17 protein-coding genes are annotated in these 18273 nt (G+C 61.3%); 5 read left to right on the forward strand and 12 right to left on the reverse strand.

Annotation, left to right across the window (positions count from 1 at the left end):
- The first annotated feature begins 155 nt into the window (after nucleotides 1-155).
- Nucleotides 156-1178 (forward strand): agmatine deiminase family protein, encoded by a 1023-nt coding sequence (locus tag GC162_10530; GenBank protein ID MBI1369075.1) that lies wholly within the window; start codon nucleotides 156-158, stop codon nucleotides 1176-1178.
- Between the two features lie 62 nt (nucleotides 1179-1240).
- Here GC162_10530 and GC162_10535 read toward each other — a convergent pair whose 3' ends face one another.
- From GC162_10535 to GC162_10550, 4 genes are all read right to left on the reverse strand, one after another.
- Nucleotides 1241-1801 (reverse strand): transposase, encoded by a 561-nt coding sequence (locus GC162_10535; protein ID MBI1369076.1) that lies wholly within the window; start codon nucleotides 1799-1801, stop codon nucleotides 1241-1243.
- A 44-nt stretch (nucleotides 1802-1845) separates the two neighbouring features.
- Entirely contained in the window at nucleotides 1846-3594 is a 1749-nt protein-coding gene (locus GC162_10540) for a Cys/Met metabolism pyridoxal-phosphate-dependent enzyme (GenBank protein ID MBI1369077.1), read from the reverse strand.
- A 107-nt stretch (nucleotides 3595-3701) separates the two neighbouring features.
- Complete coding sequence (locus GC162_10545) at nucleotides 3702-5159, reverse strand: hypothetical protein (protein MBI1369078.1); 1458 nt, start codon at nucleotides 5157-5159, stop codon at nucleotides 3702-3704.
- 2 nt (nucleotides 5160-5161) lie between these two features.
- Entirely contained in the window at nucleotides 5162-6880 is a 1719-nt protein-coding gene (locus GC162_10550; protein ID MBI1369079.1) for a hypothetical protein, read from the reverse strand.
- Nucleotides 6881-7061: 181 nt separating this feature from the next.
- Here GC162_10550 and GC162_10555 point away from each other — a divergent pair, with 181 nt between their 5' ends.
- Nucleotides 7062-7541, forward strand: a complete 480-nt coding sequence (locus GC162_10555) for a hypothetical protein (GenBank protein ID MBI1369080.1) — start codon at nucleotides 7062-7064, stop codon at nucleotides 7539-7541.
- Nucleotides 7542-7587: 46 nt separating this feature from the next.
- Nucleotides 7588-7821: a hypothetical protein gene (locus GC162_10560; protein ID MBI1369081.1), complete on the forward strand. Its 234-nt coding sequence runs from the start codon at nucleotides 7588-7590 to the stop codon at nucleotides 7819-7821.
- 83 nt (nucleotides 7822-7904) lie between these two features.
- On the opposite strand, the gene GC162_10565 is transcribed toward GC162_10560, so the two are convergent.
- The 7 genes from GC162_10565 to GC162_10595 form a co-directional block, all read right to left on the reverse strand.
- Nucleotides 7905-8135 (reverse strand): hypothetical protein, encoded by a 231-nt coding sequence (locus tag GC162_10565; protein ID MBI1369082.1) that lies wholly within the window; start codon nucleotides 8133-8135, stop codon nucleotides 7905-7907.
- On the reverse strand, nucleotides 8132-9844 hold the full coding sequence (locus GC162_10570) for a peroxidase (GenBank protein ID MBI1369083.1): 1713 nt from the start codon (nucleotides 9842-9844) through the stop codon (nucleotides 8132-8134). The genes GC162_10565 and GC162_10570 overlap by 4 nt, the downstream gene beginning before the upstream one ends.
- 230 nt (nucleotides 9845-10074) lie before the next feature.
- Nucleotides 10075-11163, reverse strand: a complete 1089-nt coding sequence (locus GC162_10575) for a patatin (protein MBI1369084.1) — start codon at nucleotides 11161-11163, stop codon at nucleotides 10075-10077.
- A 4-nt stretch (nucleotides 11164-11167) separates the two neighbouring features.
- Nucleotides 11168-11782: a hypothetical protein gene (locus GC162_10580; protein MBI1369085.1), complete on the reverse strand. Its 615-nt coding sequence runs from the start codon at nucleotides 11780-11782 to the stop codon at nucleotides 11168-11170.
- Between the two features lie 170 nt (nucleotides 11783-11952).
- Nucleotides 11953-12600 carry a hypothetical protein gene (locus GC162_10585; protein ID MBI1369086.1) on the reverse strand — a complete coding sequence of 216 codons (648 nt, stop codon included), beginning with the start codon at nucleotides 12598-12600 and terminating at the stop codon, nucleotides 11953-11955.
- 119 nt (nucleotides 12601-12719) lie between these two features.
- Complete coding sequence (locus GC162_10590) at nucleotides 12720-13130, reverse strand: low affinity iron permease family protein (GenBank protein ID MBI1369087.1); 411 nt, start codon at nucleotides 13128-13130, stop codon at nucleotides 12720-12722.
- 205 nt (nucleotides 13131-13335) lie between these two features.
- Nucleotides 13336-14763 (reverse strand): hypothetical protein, encoded by a 1428-nt coding sequence (locus GC162_10595; protein MBI1369088.1) that lies wholly within the window; start codon nucleotides 14761-14763, stop codon nucleotides 13336-13338.
- A 455-nt stretch (nucleotides 14764-15218) separates the two neighbouring features.
- Between GC162_10595 and GC162_10600 the strand changes: the two genes are divergently transcribed.
- Entirely contained in the window at nucleotides 15219-15449 is a 231-nt protein-coding gene (locus tag GC162_10600; GenBank protein MBI1369089.1) for a helix-turn-helix domain-containing protein, read from the forward strand.
- Nucleotides 15449-16477, forward strand: a complete 1029-nt coding sequence (locus GC162_10605; GenBank protein MBI1369090.1) for a hypothetical protein — start codon at nucleotides 15449-15451, stop codon at nucleotides 16475-16477. Before GC162_10600 ends, GC162_10605 begins: the two co-directional genes overlap by 1 nt.
- Here GC162_10605 and GC162_10610 read toward each other — a convergent pair.
- Nucleotides 16470-17339 carry a site-specific DNA-methyltransferase gene (locus tag GC162_10610; GenBank protein ID MBI1369091.1) on the reverse strand — a complete coding sequence of 290 codons (870 nt, stop codon included), beginning with the start codon at nucleotides 17337-17339 and terminating at the stop codon, nucleotides 16470-16472. The genes GC162_10605 and GC162_10610 overlap by 8 nt on opposite strands.
- Nucleotides 17340-18273: the final 934 nt, after the last annotated feature.

An 18273-nucleotide genomic window follows, 5' to 3' on the forward strand; every position in this document is an offset into this window, starting at 1 on the left:
AAGCGGAATTGAAAATTGACCATTGCAAAATGCAAATTGAAAAATGAAGATGGGCCTTCCCATCAATTTGCATTTTGCAATTCTCAATGGTCATTTTGCAATTTCTCTTCCTCTCCGTGCCTTCGTGTCTCCGTGTTAAATTGCCCCGATGACCCATGGATTCAAACATGACGCAAACCGCCGCTGAGTTGGGTTACCGCATGCCCGGTGAGTTCGAGCCGCTCGATGCCGTCTGGCTCGCGCGCCCGCGGAACGAAGAGACCTGGCCCGGTTGTTTCGACGAAGCACTCGCGCAGCACGACGCCTTCGCGGCGGCGATGCGCAAGGTCATCCGCGTCGACCGCATCGGCGAGGATCACGACTGGCCCGTCAACGACTCATGGATCCGCGACTATGGCCCGCTCTTCGTCGTCAACGCTTCCGGGGGGCTCGCCGCGCACGACTTCGTCTTCAATGGTTGGGGCGGCAAGTACAACAACGAGTATGCCGACGACGACATCGCCCCGCAGCGCATCGCGCCGCTCCTGAACATTCCGCTCTTCAAGCATACGATGGTCCTCGAAGGCGGGAGCATCGACGTGAACGGCCGCGGCACCGTCATGACTACCGCCCAGTGCCTGCTCAACAAGAACCGCAATCCGCACATGACGCGCCGCGAGATCGAAGCCGAGCTGCACGCCGCGCTGGGCACGCGCCACACGATCTGGCTCCCCGGCGGAATCGTCGGCGACGACACCGATGGCCACATCGACGACATCGCCCGCTTCGTCGATCCCGTGACGATCCTCGCGAGCCGCGCCCCCGAGGGTCACGACGACTACGCCATGCTCGCCGAGAACTTCGACGCGTTATTGCAAGCCCGCGATCAGGACGGCGACAAACTCAACATCATCGCGCTGCCCGTCCCCGATCCGATCATGTACGACTTCCCCCCCGACCGCTTCGGCCCCGGCGGCGTCAATCCCGTCCCCGCCAGCTACGCCAACTTCCTCATCGTCAACGATCACGTCTTCACCCCCATCTTCGGCCAAAGCCGCGACGATGAAGCCCTCAAAATCATCGAGAAAACCACCGGTAAAACCGCCATCGGCATCCGCAGCGAATATCTAGTCGTTGGCCTCGGCGCGCTGCATTGCCTTTCGATGCAACAGCCGGCTCCCCGTAGGGCAGGTCATTGACCTGCCATGCCTTTGGTCCTCCACACATTGAAGAGGCAGGTCAATGACCTGCCCTACAGTCATCATTCCATGTTTTGTTCGTTCAAGCTGATGATGGGCGGAGGTTCGTTCCCGCAGCACCAGTCGATGGGATAAATCCCGTCTTTGACGTATCGATGAAAACTCGACCAATTCCAGTCTTTGGGGCAGGTTGTCAGGCCGTGCTTTACGGGGTTGTAATGAATGTAGTCGAGGTGCTCGTTCAGATCGTCTTCGTTGCGGATGGTGTGTTCATAATAACGAGGTTGCCACACCCCGCGACGCTTTTCCGCAGCTTGCCCACGATAAAGTGAGGTTTCGCCTCCGCCGCTGTTGAGCCAGATGTGCGTGAAGGCGCCTTTGATCAGTCGCCATCGTGTTGAATAATCCGAATCGCCGGGCGGCAGCGTCCAAATGACATGAAAATGATCGGGTAAAAGGACAAATGCATCGATTGTAAAAGGGCGACTCTGTTGTACGTCGGAGATACATTGGCGGAGAATGGTGCGAGCGCGGTCCGTTGTAAGAATTGGGCGTCGACGAGCCGTTGCGACAGTGAAGAAATAAGTTGCTCCCGCGACACGTCGGCGGCGAAATTCGGGCATGAACGTATTGTTGTGATTTTGAAGAGGCAGGTCAATGACCTGCCCTACGTGAGCGGTTTGGATTCGATATGCCTTCGGTGCGTGTCGGTGTAGGTTTCGTTGACGAGCTGGTTGATCGCGTCGGTGGTCATGAACTTGTCGCAGAAGCCCGGTGTGTCGTGGTCGAGGGTCAGCTTCGCGGTGGCGATGAAGTGGGTGATCAGGTCGCGGGGGTCTTCGTCGCCCATGGCGAAGCGGATGGTGGTGGGGGCGATGCCGGCGGCTCGGAGGGAGTTTTCGTCGAGTTCCGAATGAGTAGTGAGGGCGGGGCAGGAGACGATGGTGTTGGACTGGCCGAGACTGATCATGTGGCCGAACATCGGGGCGAGAGAGTCGAAGAAGCGCTGGAAGGATTCGCGCGTCACGCCGTCGATGTCGATGGTGAAGAGCGGGGCGGGGAGATTGAGGTAGAGGAGTTTCTCGCAGAGCGCGTGATTGGCGTTGCCGGGTAATGCATTGCAGTGCACATTGATCTGCGGATGCGCGGCGAGGAACTCGGCGAGAATCTTCGTATTGATGCACTTGGCGAGCATACGGACTTCGAGCGTCTTCATGCCCTGGATCACTTCGAACGCGGCGTCGGCGTTGAGGAACGCGCCTTTGACGTAGTACACGTTCCAGAACATCGTCTGCTCCCAGCCGGGCGAACCCTTGGGGACGAACATGTCTTCGTTTCGGCCGATGACGCAGCCGGCGATGACGGAGCCGGTGCCGGAGAGGTCCTTCGTGTAGCTGTGAATGACGAAGTCGGGGCGCTCGGCGGGGTCATCGCGCTGGAGCGGCTGATGCAGGAAGGGCGTGCCGACGGTGGCGTCGAGCATGACGCGAATGCCATGGGCATGCGCCGCGGCGCAGATGGCGGGCACGTCCAGCACGTACCCATGCGGATTGCACGGGGATTCGAGGTACAGGTAAATATTGCGATCGGCGGCGAGTCGGGCGGCGTGCGCGATCTGCACGTGACGCAGGCATTTCTCGAACGCCGCGGCGCTGTCGCCGTCGAAACTTTCGACGGCGATGCCGAGGTTCGAGTCCTTGGCGTACCAGTCGTGAATGAGCTGATGGGCCCCGCCATAGATGTTGCGGCTCGTGATGAGGATGTCGTCGCGGCCGAGCACATGGGCCAGCACGCCGTCGATCGCCGCCATGCCGCTGTTGAAGTTCCATGCGAAGTACTGATCCGCGTACGGCCCCGCTTCGAGATCGACAATGAAATTCGCCAGTGCCACGCTCGTCGGATTCAGTAGCCGCGAGTAAATTTCCAACAGCAGTTCGCGCCCTTTGAAGGCGTCTTCGATCCATTCCGCGCAGGCATAAATGTACGTCGCGGTGCGGGCGATGACGGGCGTCGCCGAGAAGATCGCCGTGACGTTGTCGAACACGGCGTAGGGGCCTTTGACCGAGCGGCTCGTGTAACGGTAATCGAGCGCCTGATACGTCCGCCGCGTCGGATTCTGAAGCGTATCGAGCAGACGGGCGAGCTGGAACGAGAGGAATTTCTTGGCGTTGAAATAAGCGATGCGGTCGGCCCGGTCGAGCCCGTCGATCGTGCGCAGCGTCAGCGCCCAGAGTTCATCGATGTCGGCCTGCGATTCATACAGATGCGCCGCCAGCCGCGCGAGCGTCTTGCCGAAGTCGGTGTCGGGGTCGATGGCGAAATGCGCGAGCTGCTCGGCGACGAGCTGATCGACGTTCTGAGCGGTCGTCGTGTTGCGCCGCGGGGAAAGTCGGCGCATGGCGTTGAGATCGGACATGATGGCGCCTCCATGCTGCGAAGCCGCGAGCGGCTGGCGCTTCATCATATCGTCGCGCAGTACCAGACGCTTCGGCTCAGAGCCGCCTCAGCGTCGGCGTGGGTCTATTACTTCAAATGATTGAGCGTGTAGTACGCGTCGGGGCTGGTCATCTTCGAGCCGTCGGCGGCGGGGATGTTGGGGTGAATGTGGTAGACCTTGTTCTCAAGAAGCTCGGGCAGCGTGATGTGCACGGTCTTGCCGTCATCGCTGAGCGTGGCGCTCGTCGGCGTGACCTTCGTCAGGTCCAGCCGATCGCAACCGTAGGCGGGGTGATACTCGTAGTGCCAATGTTCGACGGCGAACGCCTCGGGTTTGACGGCTTCTTTGGCGACGGGCTGGGTGAACACGACGTCGAAGCCGGTCTTGGTCAGTTCGACATGGTGCATCTCGAAGGGCGTCGTCTTGCCATCGTAGACGATGCGCTGCACGCCGTAGGGTTTTTTGCCGACGGTGCCCCAGCCGCGCGAGGTCTGGCCGAGCCAGAGCGAACCATCGGGCGCGAACGCGCAGCGGACGATGCCGCACTGGGTATGGTCGATGAAGTTGATGACGCATCCCTGATAGAACCCGTCGACTTTTTCGAGCCAGCAGCGGAAGACATTGGCGCGGGTCTGGTCGCCGACGAAGAACTGGCCGGCGAACGGGCCGAACTTCCCGGCGGTGGTGTCGATGATCGGATTGCCGGGGCTGTTGGCGATGATGGCGTGCGGTATCCAGATCGCCGGCGGGGTGCGAAGCTTGTCGTACTCGCTGATGGGAATCTTGTTGAGGTCGCGGCTCACGAAATCGGGGTGATACTTGAGCGAGCAGGGGTGACCATGGAACCGGCCCTCGACGACGTGCTGAAGCGTCGAGCTGGCGTTCCAGTCGCCCTGGTTGTCGGTGTAGAAGATTTCATCGTTCTCGTGATTGATCGTCAGTCCGCAGGGCGAGCGCATGCCCCATGCGAAGACGGAGAATGTTCCGTCGGGCGTGACCTTGAAGCAGGTGCCGCGGTAGGGGGAGTCGATGGACATGACGGACCCGAGCACTTTTTCGCCCGAGCCGTGCGCGAGATTGAGCGTGCCGTAGAAATTGCCGTGCGAATCGCGCACCGGGCCGAAGCAGAATTCGTGGTAATTGCCGGTGAACCCCCACGCATTGCTGATCGCCTTGTACACGTCGGCGACGCCGTCGTGATCGGTGTCGATGAGCTGGGTGAGTTCGGGTTTTTGGGTGACGAAGATTTCGCCGGTCTTGCGATCGACCATCAGGCCGGTCGATTCCTGCAACCCGTCGGCGAAGAGGGACCATTTGCCATCGTGCAGTCGCCAGACGTCGCCGTAGCGTGTGCTGGCGTAGACATCGCCGTCGGCGGCGACGTCCAGGCCGGCGACGCCGAACTCGACGCCCGGCGGATTGGGGATCGTCTGGACGGTATACCCCGGCGGAATGATCGACGGCGTGTCATCGTCGGCGACGAGCGGCGCGACGCATGTGACCATCAGCAGTGCGGCGACGAGGTGCGTGATGAGCTTCTTCATGATCATTTCGCCTCCTTGCAGGTCAGCGTGACGGTGAACGAATGCGCCGCGGCGGGCGCGACGGTCAGGACGCCGTTCGCATCAAACGCACCGGCCGAACTGGCCAGGTCGAGCCCATCGGGTTTGACCGAGAACTTCACGGGGGCATCAGGCGTCCGCGCGAACGTGAACGTGTACTGCAAACCAAGCTTGCCATCGAGCGCGGCGACCGACTGTTCGACGTCGACGCCATTGAGGTTGAACATGAACGTCGGCCCGCCGTGATGGCCGTGCGTGCGGCGATAGCCATTGAATCGAAGCACCGGCTCGGCATCGCCGATGGTCAACGGGCATTTGCCGGTGGAGCCGACGGTGAACAGATCGCCAAGCGGTTTGCACCCGCCGCCGCCGCGCCCCGTGCCGAATCCGCGATCCGGACCGACGTCGAGAAAGGCGCCCCACCACCCGTACCGCACCGCGCAGTTCTCCGCGTCGAAGACGTAGCTGATGTTCACGGGCAGGCCGACGGCCATCGAGCGCGACGACGTGTCGGGCAGGTTGCCGCGCACGACGAGCGCTTCGTGCATCACCACCAGCTTGTACTTGTCCGCGTTGGGGTCTTCCTTGCGCGCGGCGCGCAGCGGCGTATCGGTGAGCATGACGCCGCCGATGCCCGGACCGCTGAGTTGGACAGCCAGCGATTGATCGACCTTGCCTTCAAAGTATTCGACACGCAGTGCATGAGCGCCCGCGGTGAGCTTCACGGAGCCGGGCACTTCCTTGTTGGCTGGGTGCGAGCCGTCGAAGTCGACGACGCGCTTGCCGTCGACGAGCACGCGCGAACCGTCGTCGGAGTTGATCACAAAGCGGTACGTGCCGTCGCGCGGCGTGGTGAGCGTCGCTTCATACACGAACCCGAAGTCGTCCTCGCGCTTGCGCGGCTTGAGCGTGATGCGATTGTCATCAATCGCGCCCTCGGCGGCGGGCGTCAGCTTGTCAAAGTCCGGCAGATTGCCCCATGACCCTTCGTAGTAGCGGTACTTGAGGTTCGAGACGAGATTACCGACCGGCGCGGCGCCGGAGCCGACGAGCATCTCGCCGCGCATCGTGAAGGCATGACCGGGGAAGGTGCACACATACGGGTAAGCGCCTTCGTCGGTCGGCGCGATGAAGTCGATCGAGTCGGACTCGTGCGGATTGAGCAGCTTCGTGTGATGCAGGACGAGCGGCGAGTCGGGGATGAAGCCCTTGTCAAGCCCGTCAGCGCCCATCGCCCACGCCGCCTGCGCGACGGTGAGCCAGGTCTGATCGCCCGCCGCACAGAGCACCAGGTTGTGCGCCATCTCATCGGGATTGCGCAGCGTCAGCCGAATGCGCTCGCCGGGTTTGACGGTGAACGACTCCTTGTCGAACTTCATCTTGCCCGGGTCGGCGTTGAGCACGATCTCGCGATCGATCGTGTCGAGCTTCGGGCACTGCTGATGCGACGGGCGGACGAACGTCTGTGCGGAGAGGAACGTCGAACACAGCGCGACGAGAAGGAAGGAGGCGACGCATCGTTGCGACATGAGCATGACCTCGATGGCTGGAGTGGTGAGTCGGACCGGTTCAACCGATCGGCGGCGGGCGGCTCTACGTGAAACAGTATACCCGTTAATCGGCTGCGTTAAAATCGCCGTCCCCACCGGAAATGGCGCGGCCGGGCCGGGGTGGGGCGTTGTGGGGAGAATCAGCAATCGCATCGTGGGGCGACATGGAGGGGCGACATGCTTTTTTGGCCAAAATGGGGCATGGTGTGGAAGATGGGGAAAGATATTGTCAAAAAGTGGGGAAAAGTGGGTTGACAGGGGGAGCGGTGTGGGATAAATTCCGTCTCATCAATCACGGAAACGACGGGCACGGACGCCCAGGGGACCCAATGCCTTGCTTCTCGTCGGCACACATGAACATGCGATCGACGCCAAGCAGCGTTTGGCCATCCCTTCCAAGTTTCGCGAAGAGTTGACGGCCGCGGGAGCGACGGAGCTCTATGCGGTCGTGCGTGGCGGCGTGCTTTGCCTCTACACCCGCGAGGGGTACGAGAAGCGGGCCAACGCCTTGGAACGGGCCGGCAAACCGGCGGACTTCGTGCTCAGTTACGAGCAGCATTTTTACGCCGAGACCGAACGATTGATCTTCGACAAGCAGGGACGCGTGCGGATACCCGACACGATGCTTGACGAAGCGGGACTTGCAAAACTTGTCACTGTCGTCGGTGTCCGTGACCATCTGCAGGTGCATGATGCACAGCGATGGCGGCAAAATCGCCAGGAAGCGCGACAGCGCCTCCCCGATCTGCTCCAGGACCCTCGACAAATGAGTTGGCCCAGCCGAACCCCCGGCCCCGCCAACGACGCCGGCTAAGGACAGCCGGGATGCCCAGCCAGGTGCTGTGGCGAAGGTAGCACGGATGCGAAGCCAACCGAGTTCTCTGTCGCACGCGAGCCGGTTCGCCGGTCCCCTCAAGGAAGAGGGAACCGACGACTGGCGACCAGACAGGATCAGCGATCGGAAGCTCATCGAGCTTTCGGCCCGTCTGACAAGCGTGCAACGACTCGGTGGCACCTTCGCTCGCATCGCATTCTCGCCCGCCATGCAGGCCAGACTCGATGCGCTCAACCCCACCGCGCCACCGCAACTCTAGCACCCCATGCCCGCTCCGACCACTCCCCCCGTTTGGCGACGCCGCTTCCTGCCCTGAGCCCGTCGAACGGGCGGCGTGCTTTCTTACCGTTCTTTCACCACGACCCCCTGCACCTGACCCATCAGAAAACTCATCTCCACCACTTGCCCCTCCCCCGGCCGCACGCCGCAGACATGCTCCGCCACGCGCACCATGCCCTCCCCGCTCTCCGTCTCGATCCGCAGATCAAAATACACATCGCCGTGGATCGAAACTTCTCGAACCGCGGCGATGCGCACCGTCATCTTTCCGAACATCGGAGCCGTGAAACTCATGCCGCCGAGTATACCCGCCGCCAGCCCCTCCCGCGGCGGCCGAACATCATCATCAACCCGCTCATCATCACCATCGCCCATCCGCCCGGTTCCGGAACCGCCGACACGCTGAGCATGAACACGTTGTCCTGCAAATTCGTGATCCCCGTGTTCCAACGGATGAGGTCCGAAAGCGAAAGCGACCCGAAATCGATCAGCCCCGCCACGATCGGCGAATCCAGGTCCGCATCGTTGAGATAGAAGAACCGATCCCCATCGCGCAGCCGCTCGAACTGATCGACGAGAATCGCCATCAATGTCTCGCCCACGCTTGCATCATTCATGTGATCCTCCGCCAGCGCGCCGACCCAGAGGTCGATGTCGTTCACATCCCCGTCGTACAGATCGGCCAGCGTCTGCGCGAGGGCTGTGTCGGAGGTGATCTCGGAGAAGCTCGCGATCGGCGCGAGTCCGTACGCTTGGCGCGTCGTGTTGTAGTCGGACAAGCCGTGATCCCGCCCGCGCTGAATGTTCAGCGACGCCAGATCGAATCCCCCCGCTCCGGGCGGCCCGAACAGAAAGTTCCGCACACTGCCCACGACCTTCGAGTCCACTTCCTGCGCCATGTCCGACGCCAGATACTTCAAAATCGGATCGATCCCGCTTTCCGAAACGAGCGTCGGATTGAAAAACGCCTGCGCCAACGGCACTTCCTCGCGCACGGCGTTGCCATCGTTATCGAGAAACTCCACATCGTCCGCCAGCAGACTGTGCCCCAGCCGGTACCCCGCCGTCGAAAACTCCGTGGCGATCGAAGCGTTCACGTCGGCGTGATATCCGCTGTAGGCGCCGAGCGCGTTGTCGCCGAGCAGGGCCGGAAGAAATTCGTTGTACGTGATCGCCTGTATCTCCGCGCCGACGACCTTGCGCGTCCATTGATAAATGTCCTCATCGCTCAGTTCGCTGTGCGCCGCGGCGATCTGGTCGGCGATGCGGTTGTGCTCGCGCATGAACAGCGTCTGAATGCTCGTCAACTCGATGTTCTCATTGGCGCGGATGTCGCCGGCGAGAAAAAGCTGATCATCCCCCACGATGTGCGCATCGTTGGCGTTGTAGAAACCCGCCGTGTTGAACGGCAGAAGATTGCCCGCGCTCGTGGCCAGTCGCCCGCCGCTCCCTTCGCGCAGCGCCATCGCCCGCGTCGCATCCGAGCCGTACACCACCGACCCGTCCAGATACGACGTGATCTCGTTGATCTGCTGACGCGGATTGCCCGGGCCGGTCCCCGTCGCCGGATCGAAAACCGAGCGCGTCATATTGATGACCTGCGTCCCCGTCGATGCCGGATCGAAGTACGGATCGCCCGTCGGCACGCTGATGTTGAACGCTTCCGTTCCGCCCGGCTCTGTCAGGTCGATGTCATGATCGACGAACTGGCCCCATGCATAAATGAAATCCGTCATCCGCCGCGCGTTGGGCATCGACTCGACGCCGTCGTCGTAGCCCGCCACCGCGTTGCTGATCACCCGCGCGCTCGGCCGCGTCGCGCCGCCGGGCGTCGAAACCCCGTCGGCGTAACCGACCGGCGAAAGACGCAGAAGCTGCGAGCCCGTCCCGCCCCATGTCGCATTCGTCTGATTGTTCCCCGTCCCGTCGAAACTTCTGAACTCCTCCGCGATCCCCCGTCCGTTCCATCCGATCATCATGCTCAGAGTCACCCAACCGATCATCCATCGTTGGCCACCATGCATGGGCGCACCTCAAGTCTGCGGACGCATTGCACGTCCTCGGGAAAGAAACGCTTGGTTTGTGTGCGTAGCCGATTGTGTCCATCCGCCGGGCGGGAGGTCGCCTTCGCGACCCGTAGCAGGCAGGGCTCTTCCTCTCACATCACGTCCCGCCCCCGCCGATTTGCGCACGACCCCTGACAATTTTTTCACCATTCCCTGACGCAACCCATTCACGCCCGCATCTCGCGTGGCCACAGATGCTCCACATGCACATGCGCCGACGCATACGTCGCCCCCAGTTCGCAAAGCACCGGGATCATCGCCAGATTATCCAGCGCCGTCTGCCGCTTCGTCAGCCGGCCAAGCCGCGGATCGTCTAGCTGCATGTCATACCGCGCATACGTGAACTTCTGCTCCGCGCCGCTCAAAAGCGTCGGCGAAGTCAGCGCGCCCAGTTCCGTGTCCAGCGCCTCGCCGTGCACGCAGTCGCCGAGGATGCGGCAGAGCATGTCCTGCTCCCCCGCCACCGACTGCATCAGGCCGGGGATCACGTAACCCAGGTGATCGATGAGATTGATCTTCCGCGCGATCTTGCGCGGCAGCTTGAAACGCATCGACCCCGTGCCGATCGAAACCACATGAATCCGCTGACGCCCCGTCGGCCACTCGATCCGATACGCCGGCAATGTCGCCATCAATACCGCCAGCAGCGCCGGATTATTGAACGGCGTGATTCCGCCGTCGACGAACAAATGCTTCTCCCCGCCCAGTGCGATTTCCTGCGGCTCAAAAAACGACGGCGCCGCCGTGCTCGCACGCAACAGTTGCCACAGCGGCACCGCCAGATTGCAGTCCGCCCGCGATGCATCGTTGAACATCGCCCCCGCATGATTCGACACCGGCCAGGGCGACCCCGTCGATGCGTTCCGCATCACCACCACCAGTAACTTCCGCAGTTTCTTCGTTCCGAGTTTCGCCGCCGTTCCATCCTCTTCGCAAAACAGGCCCCGAAAGTATGCGCCGATCGACTCCGCCTGATACTTCGAATGCAGCCGGCGATACCACGGCGTCTTGCGAAACAGCTCCGCGCCATGTTCGATGTACAGCTTCTCGATCTCGCCCGCGCTCATCCCCCAGCACAACCCCGCCGCGATGATCGCCCCCGTGCTTGTCCCCGCGAACAGGTCGAACACATCCGCCAACACAAGCTGATCGTCCCCATGCGTCTCGCGCAGAATCGCCTCGATGCGTTTGACAACCGCAATCGACAAAAGCCCGCGAATACCGCCGCCGTCAAGGCTGAGGATGCGCTTCATCATGGGGTCATCTTACGGGATCGTTCGATGAAGCGGGCGAATGACCCGACTTCGGCACGCGCGGCATCGGCATCGCCACGATCTGAATCTCGTCGGGCGTCACATGGATGACCATCGCTTCGTCGGATTCGAGCATGCCCGCATCGCCCGTCGCGCGCCGTGTCATGCGCTCCGCCAGTGCCGCCAGCGACTCGCCCCGCCATTGTCCGGGCGGCGCGCCGATGTCGCTGATCTCCACGGCGGGCCCGCGAATCATGTCGCGCAAAGTCGGACGGCGACCGAGCCGCTCTTCAAGCTGCGCGAACTCCGCGCGATAGTCATCCTGATTCACCATTGTCCCGCCCGTCGCCGCATCCGCCTTGACACGCGGCGGCAACCACACGACCCGCCGGCCCGTCACGTCGCCAATCACCGCCTCCACCGATCGCCCCGGCTCGACCGTCCCCGGCCCCGGCAGTTCAACCGCCAGCAAATCCTCCCCTTCCCGCGATCCAAGCAGCCGCACCGGCAACACCTCGCTGAGCCCCAGCGGCAACAGAATGTCCAACTGCGTCTGGCTCCGCCGCGGCTTCTCCGCCGCACAGCCGCCGAACAACACCATCGACATCACCATCAAAGCCATGCGACGCAAAACGATTGAATACCGCCCCATGCGACACCTCGGAAGTTCGAATTGCAAAGCAGTCAACCGATGCAATTCAGACGACGCGACGCGGCCGAAGGTTCATTTGCAGTTCATGTCGAATTCGGGCCGCTCACGTCCAATCAGCGATTGATGCGCTTCAGCACGTGCTATTTGACCGGATCGCCGTGTGATGAGCCGGTCCATGAGACGGGGATTGCCATGATGATGATGTACTCTTTTGTCAGAAGGAGCGTGTCCGCCATTTCCGGGCGAAATGCATCGAAATCGCCCGAGGGATCCAGCGCTTGGCCATGCGTGGCCCGATCCAAGGCCTCATCAAAGGAAATTCCCACCCAGCGGATGGTCGGTCCGCCGAGTTCCGTGTCGCCGCTGATCCATCCGCGCAGCACGCCCCCGACCGTCAGAGCCGTCGTGCCATCATGCGGCATCTGCGCGTAATCCGATCGATAGTCCCACTTCTTCATCGCCTCAATCACGGCCGTATTGGTCGACTCCACTGGCCGGGGCACCCAAACGACACGCTTGCCGGTGATCTTGAAGATGACCTCCTCCGTCTTTAACCCCGGCGCGATGCTGTCGGGATCGGGCAGCGGCATGGCGAGCAGCCGTTCAGACTCCGATGCGCTCAGAACAGGAATCGTAATCGGCGAGCCGCTCATCACATTAAATGGGACGATCAGATCGACACTCTGCGTGCGCAGATGTTCGCGCTGCGATGCGCATCCCCCGATCCCGACGAGTAAACATGCATATGCGACGACCAGCGCCAGTCGAACCCGGGTTACATCATTCATCGAGCACCTCGGCGTGAAAACGGCTAGTGTGACCCTCTTTTCAACGCATCGACGTCCGCGCGGTTCCGTTTCACGCGGGGCGCTGCCCCGCCGCTAAACGAAGATGTTGGAGAAATGGCTTACGCTTCCGGCGTGTCCGTGTCGCGGTCGCCTTCGTCGAGGAGTTTGCGGGCGATTTTGGCGAGGGAGATGTAGCGCTGGCGGAAGTCCTCGATGTCGTTTTCCTCAAGCTCCTCCAGATCGAGCAGCGCATTGTGCGCCCCCTGCGTGGCGCGGATGAGTTCGTCGAGCTTGATCTGAATCGCCTCCGTGTCGCGGTTCTGCGTGTTCTGGATGAGGAAGACCATCAGGAACGTGACGATCGTCGTGCTGGTGTTGATCACGAGCTGCCACGTATCGGAAAACCCGAAGATCGGCCCGGAGATGAGCCAGACGAGGATTAGCCCGATGGCCAGCGCGAAGACCACCGGCCGCCCGCAAAATCGCGCGGCGACTTTGGCGAATTGCGTGTACCACGTGACGGATCGCATGGCGGGCACTCCTTGTATGAGGGGAGGGACTCCGCCGCATTTTAGGACCCGCCGCGCGAGGTGAAGCGCAACGGCGAATAAGACCGCGGAAAAAGTGAACCACCAAGACACCAAGGTCACCAAGGAACACCTTGTTCAGTAGACAGTTCTATCTTCACCTTGGTGTTCTTTGTGCCTTGGTGGTTCAACATGCTTCTCAAATGAATCACACCACCCGCCGGCGACGCACCATCAGCGGCGCCGCCACGAGCATCATCACCATCGCCGAGGGCTCGGGCACGGCGACTACCGCTTCATAGGTATGCATATGCTCCGGGAGCTGATCGACCGTCAGCGTGAACGAATTCGCGCCGTTCGTCGCGCCGACCTGATTGGACCCGTTGGCGCCGACGATGACCCGGCCACGCAGATCCGGCAGTGCGAAGGTCGTGGACCCGTCGCCGCCGTAAGTGAAACCCAACAGCGAAAAGAGCGCCGGGTTCGTGCTGATCTGAAGAGTCTGACCATTGGCGAAGGCCCAACCGGCCGGGGCGAAATCGCCGGCGAAGGCGACGACTTCGCCGAGCACCGGCTTGTTGTCCAGCGGGCCGCCGATGATGGGGAAATCGCCGGCGATGGCGATGAGATAGTTGAGCGCGAGGGCCGGCTGATCGTTGTTGATCGAAGCGCCCGACCCGGTCGTGCCGGTCATGTCCGAACTCGGCGGCAGGTCATGATCATGGGCCGGAAGCTGCGACTCGGTGATCGTCGTCGCCGCCTCGCCGATGACCTGACCGAGCGCGAGCGCTCCGCCCGCGCCGACGATCGTGCGATTCTGCAAATCCGGGAGCCGGAAGGTGACGGCGCCATCGCCGCCGTACTTGGTGCCCAGCAGCGAAAAGAGCGCCGTGTTGCTGACAATGGGCAAGAACTGCCCCTCCGCGAACATCCATCCTTCCGGCGCGAAGTCGCCGACGAACAGCGACACCTGCCCGAGGAAAATGCTGTCGGCCGTGCCGCCGCCTTCGCTGGGGAAGATGCCCGAGCCGGTCGAGATGATGTAGTGCATCGCCAGCGACGACTGCGTATTGTCGAAGGCCGCCCCGCCGCCGGTCGCATCGGTGTCGCCCCCGCCGGGGAGCGTATGCGTGTGCGCCGGCATCTGTGCGACGCTCAGCGTGAGGGAGTCCGAGCCGAACGCGCTGCCCAAAGGATGCGTCGCACTCGCCCCGACCGCGACCGTCCCGCCGAGGTTCGGCATGGCGAACGTCGTCGAGCCGTTGCCACCGGCGTAGGCGGTTCCCGTCACCGAAAACAACTGCGGAAAACTGGCCGCATCCAGAACGGTGCCGTCGGCCTTCGGATCGCTCGGCAGAAGGAACGACAAGCCGTACGGAAAGTTGCGCACCATGCCGATGAGGTTCGTATTGCTGCCCACGCCGCCGGGTCCGAGCGCCGGGAACTGCCCGCTCGCCTGCACCTGCTCGCTGAGCACAAGCGACGGCTGGCGATTATCAAACGGCTGCGACCCGCCCGTCGCCCCCGTCACCGCCACATCCGCCCAGGCGCTCCCCCCCGCCAGCGCCATGCACAATCCCAAACCCCACGCCATCCCACGATGACCGATACCCCGGCGCACGAATACAAAAGCCATCTCATTGCTCCTGTCCGCCCTGCGGACGCAGAAGGAACCAACAATCGGACCTCCTCAGATCCGTACATCCACGCGAAACCCCTCGCGCGATGCCGCTCGACGCATAACGCCGAATTCATAAATGGAATCTCAAAACCTCCGACACTTCAACGCGGACCAGCCACAGCGCCGCCCGCCTCATTCACGCCCGAGTATCCAGAGCCGGGGAATGACTGTCAATCAAAAAATAAATATTCTTTCCGAGCCGTTCCGCGGGGCATCCCCCCCGATTCAGGACACGATACGCCAACCCGCCACTGTCAATCCGACGCCATCCGGGCATCTCAAAACCCCAACGATTCACCCCATTTTCGTCATTCCGACTCATGCCCCCCTTCTCTTCCCCCAAATTTTACACAGCCCGATGTTACTCCGATCCGGTGGTGTCCGATAGGCATATCGAATACACAACACCGATGGTGAAACGGCCACCGATCGCGAAACGGTTTGGCGCGGCGTTGCGATCGCGACGCCAAGAGCTGGGGATGTCGCAAGAGCGGCTTGCACAGCTAGCCGGGGTCAATCGCTCTTACATCAGTGATTTGGAGCAAGGTGGCCGCAATCTTTCCCTGGCCAACATCGAGAAACTGACGCGTGCGCTCGACATGTCGATCTCCGACTTTTTCTCGGAACACGGGGTGGATTGATGGCGAAGCTGTTGGAACGGGTCTTGAGGGCGCGTGACACTTTCAACGTGGAGCAGGTTAAACAGACCTATCCTTGGATCGTCGAGCGGGAGCGCAAGTGCATCATCAGCCCGGATGCCGATGGTCAACTTTGCGCCTTGCTGCTCACGAATATCTTGGGGTGGGAGGTGGTGGGTTTCTATGACGGCAAAGCGCTCGTTTGCCATGAAAACACCGACCCTAAGAACGCGGTCTTCGTGGACGTAGAGATATTCCGACAGGGGGTGAGAAGTTTCGGCAACCACATGCTCGCTTTCAATTTCAATCGACTTCCGAGCGGGTGGTCCACAGCGCTGCGAGATTGCATCTCGCCCAACAACATGCGCTCCCACGACCGAAGGCAATTCGATCGAAAGTATCCTTTCGCCTCGATCCATTTCCTGTTGGTCATCCTCGCTTCGGAGTACGCGTTGCAATTACCCGCAAGCGCCGCAGGTCCATTATTGTTTGCGGATGGTGTGTACAAGTTGCTGCTGCAATACACCGAAAACGCTTGGGACTGGATGCGTTACATGGGCGTAACCGATCAAGCGAATCCGCTTCATCGCTATTTCCACAACCCCGACATGAGCGTCTATGCGTTGATGACCAAGATGCTTGAGTTCTGGCGGATGCGGGATGAAACCAGCATCACGGGGCAGCGCGGCGACCGCATCGCGATCACCGATCGAGGCGGGGCCGGCGGACTCCGTAATCTGGTCCGACACCGCGATGCGGATCAACTCTGGCATTATGATCCGGAAACGAAGCAGCGTAATCTGGGGTTCCTAACGCGGCTGGGCGAGATGACCGGTTGGCCCTATACCGATTCAAAATGGCGATGGGACCGCTGGAAGCTCTGGCAATTCGAAAAGGGAGTCGGTGCAGAGATATCGAACATTCGGTCGTACGACGCGATGTTCGAGCGGCAACCCATTTCACTGGCAATCACCGCTCAAAATCGAGTCGAGTATACGGTCATGAGTACCGATCCCGACCCATTCATTTGATATCTGACGCGCTGACGCTCTCGAACAGCGTGGCGGTTTCAACGTCTTTCTCAAGGCGCTGATTGCAGAGATCGCAATACTCTTGGCTGATGTCGAAACCGATGAAGTGTCGTTCATGTTTGAGTGCCTGCACAGCCGTAGATCCCGATCCTATGAACGGGTCCAGCACGATGCCACCCGGCGGGCAGAAGCATTGAATCAGGTCGGAGGGGATGGCGTCGGGGAACACGGCTGGGTGCTTGCGTTTGAGCGGGTTCTTGTCACCGGCCATCAGGTAGTTCCAGATAGTACCCCTGCATTTGGTGGCATTGATCTCGCGCCGAACGGTGCCGTTTGTGGCGCCATCGGTGCGACGATTGCCGCTGCCTGACATCACCTTGCCGCCATGCTTGCTGGGGACTCTAAGCGGCTGCTTGTCGAAGTACGCCGGTCGATCCCCTTTGAGGAACAACGGAATGTATTCGTGGTCCACCCGGAACCGATGCTTCCACCAAGCGCCTTCCGAGCCGTTCTTGCGGTAGATGACGCACTCGAACAGTTTGAAACCAAACGAGTCGCACCAATCGATGATGGTCCGAAAGGATGTCAGCGACTTGCCGAAGTCCTTGGTCTGATCCTGGATGACCATCGCGGCGATGCCCCCGTCCTTGAGGACGCGATGAATCTGAGCGCCGGTTTGATGCAAGTCGAAAGCAAAACCGTTGTACTTGCGGACGGCGTCGTAAGGCGGCGAGGTGACCACAAGATCCACGCAGTCATCGGGGAGCATTTCCATCCCCTCGACGCACTCCATGCAATGAACTTTGTCGACCCAGTCGTGAATATCATCTATGCGCATGACTTGCGATTTTCTGTCAATCATCGGGGGAACATATAAATATTCTGCCGTTGTGCGATCTCACGCTAGCCCGCGTGATGTCGAGGCCACTCTTTCATGCGACCACTCATATCGCGGCTTGTAACGCAATCATAGACAAGTCGTGAAAATTTCGCTAACCCCTCACCCCCAAGGGCCGATCCCGGCCCGCCTGGAATCAAATTTCCTGTCTGCGAGGGATGGTGGGTCGAGCGCAGCGGACCCACTACGATAGGTGAATCGGCGCTGAATCTTGCGGCCGCGTGTTCGCGTGGTGGTTGTTCGTTCATTCAATCTCTCATGGCGTCAATTCCCCGACGCTCGATCAATTCGATGGTCACGCTTTGCGCGATCTGCGATCTTCACACATCGCATCATCATACGTCCGACGCGGCGGGTCCGCTGCGCTTGACGCACCCGACCTCGCTGAAAAGTGGGAAAAACGGGGGCGGAAGTGGTTGGTAGGGAAATGGAAAAGATTCGCCCGTTTCATGATTGGCCGATTTGATGCGTGCGGATCGTGGGGATGTTGGGGAATATCCCCCGGCGGAGCCGGGGGCTGAGGGGGGAGGTGTCGGGGATCGGGGGCGTAAGGAGTGTGGAGTGTGGAGTGTGGAGTGGGGAGGCGTTGGGGATCGGGGGTTTTCATTCCGCGCTCCGAATTCCACGTTCCGCACTCTGCGCAGCGCATGGGGGTGGCGCGAAAGGCGCATGGGGGTGACGGATCGGGCGCGGGGGTGCGCATGGGGACTTGTAAGTCCTTGAATTGCGTCGCATGGGGGTGTCGCGGCTTGCTCGGCGGTGCGCATGGGCGCGCCGATGTGCGCGGTAGGGGTGGGTGAGGTGGGGTTTTATGGGATTTGGCGAGGTGCGGCGGGTTGATCGGCGCGTGCGCGGTGGGGTTTGGGGATCAGGGGAAGGGGGTTGGGGGAGAGGGGGT

The organism is Planctomycetota bacterium, assembly GCA_016125255.1.
Taxonomy (GTDB): domain Bacteria; phylum Planctomycetota; class Phycisphaerae; order Phycisphaerales; family Zrk34; genus RI-421.

Coding starts and splice junctions, on each gene's coding strand:
- GC162_10580 (MBI1369085.1), bottom strand. CDS start 11,782: ATGGCTTTGATGGTGATGTCGATGGTGTTGTTCGGCGGCTGTGCGGCG.
- GC162_10535 (MBI1369076.1), bottom strand. CDS start 1,801: ATGCCCGAATTTCGCCGCCGACGTGTCGCGGGAGCAACTTATTTCTTC.
- GC162_10550 (MBI1369079.1), bottom strand. CDS start 6,880: ATGCGATTGCTGATTCTCCCCACAACGCCCCACCCCGGCCCGGCCGCG.
- GC162_10590 (MBI1369087.1), bottom strand. CDS start 13,130: ATGCGATCCGTCACGTGGTACACGCAATTCGCCAAAGTCGCCGCGCGA.
- GC162_10595 (MBI1369088.1), bottom strand. CDS start 14,763: ATGGCTTTTGTATTCGTGCGCCGGGGTATCGGTCATCGTGGGATGGCG.
- GC162_10610 (MBI1369091.1), bottom strand. CDS start 17,339: ATGATTGACAGAAAATCGCAAGTCATGCGCATAGATGATATTCACGAC.
- GC162_10565 (MBI1369082.1), bottom strand. CDS start 8,135: ATGAGTTTCACGGCTCCGATGTTCGGAAAGATGACGGTGCGCATCGCC.
- GC162_10575 (MBI1369084.1), bottom strand. CDS start 11,163: ATGATGAAGCGCATCCTCAGCCTTGACGGCGGCGGTATTCGCGGGCTT.
- GC162_10605 (MBI1369090.1), top strand. CDS start 15,449: ATGGCGAAGCTGTTGGAACGGGTCTTGAGGGCGCGTGACACTTTCAAC.
- GC162_10560 (MBI1369081.1), top strand. CDS start 7,588: ATGCGAAGCCAACCGAGTTCTCTGTCGCACGCGAGCCGGTTCGCCGGT.
- GC162_10585 (MBI1369086.1), bottom strand. CDS start 12,600: ATGAATGATGTAACCCGGGTTCGACTGGCGCTGGTCGTCGCATATGCA.
- GC162_10570 (MBI1369083.1), bottom strand. CDS start 9,844: ATGATCGGTTGGGTGACTCTGAGCATGATGATCGGATGGAACGGACGG.
- GC162_10540 (MBI1369077.1), bottom strand. CDS start 3,594: ATGTCCGATCTCAACGCCATGCGCCGACTTTCCCCGCGGCGCAACACG.
- GC162_10545 (MBI1369078.1), bottom strand. CDS start 5,159: ATGAAGAAGCTCATCACGCACCTCGTCGCCGCACTGCTGATGGTCACA.
- GC162_10600 (MBI1369089.1), top strand. CDS start 15,219: ATGGTGAAACGGCCACCGATCGCGAAACGGTTTGGCGCGGCGTTGCGA.
- GC162_10530 (MBI1369075.1), top strand. CDS start 156: ATGGATTCAAACATGACGCAAACCGCCGCTGAGTTGGGTTACCGCATG.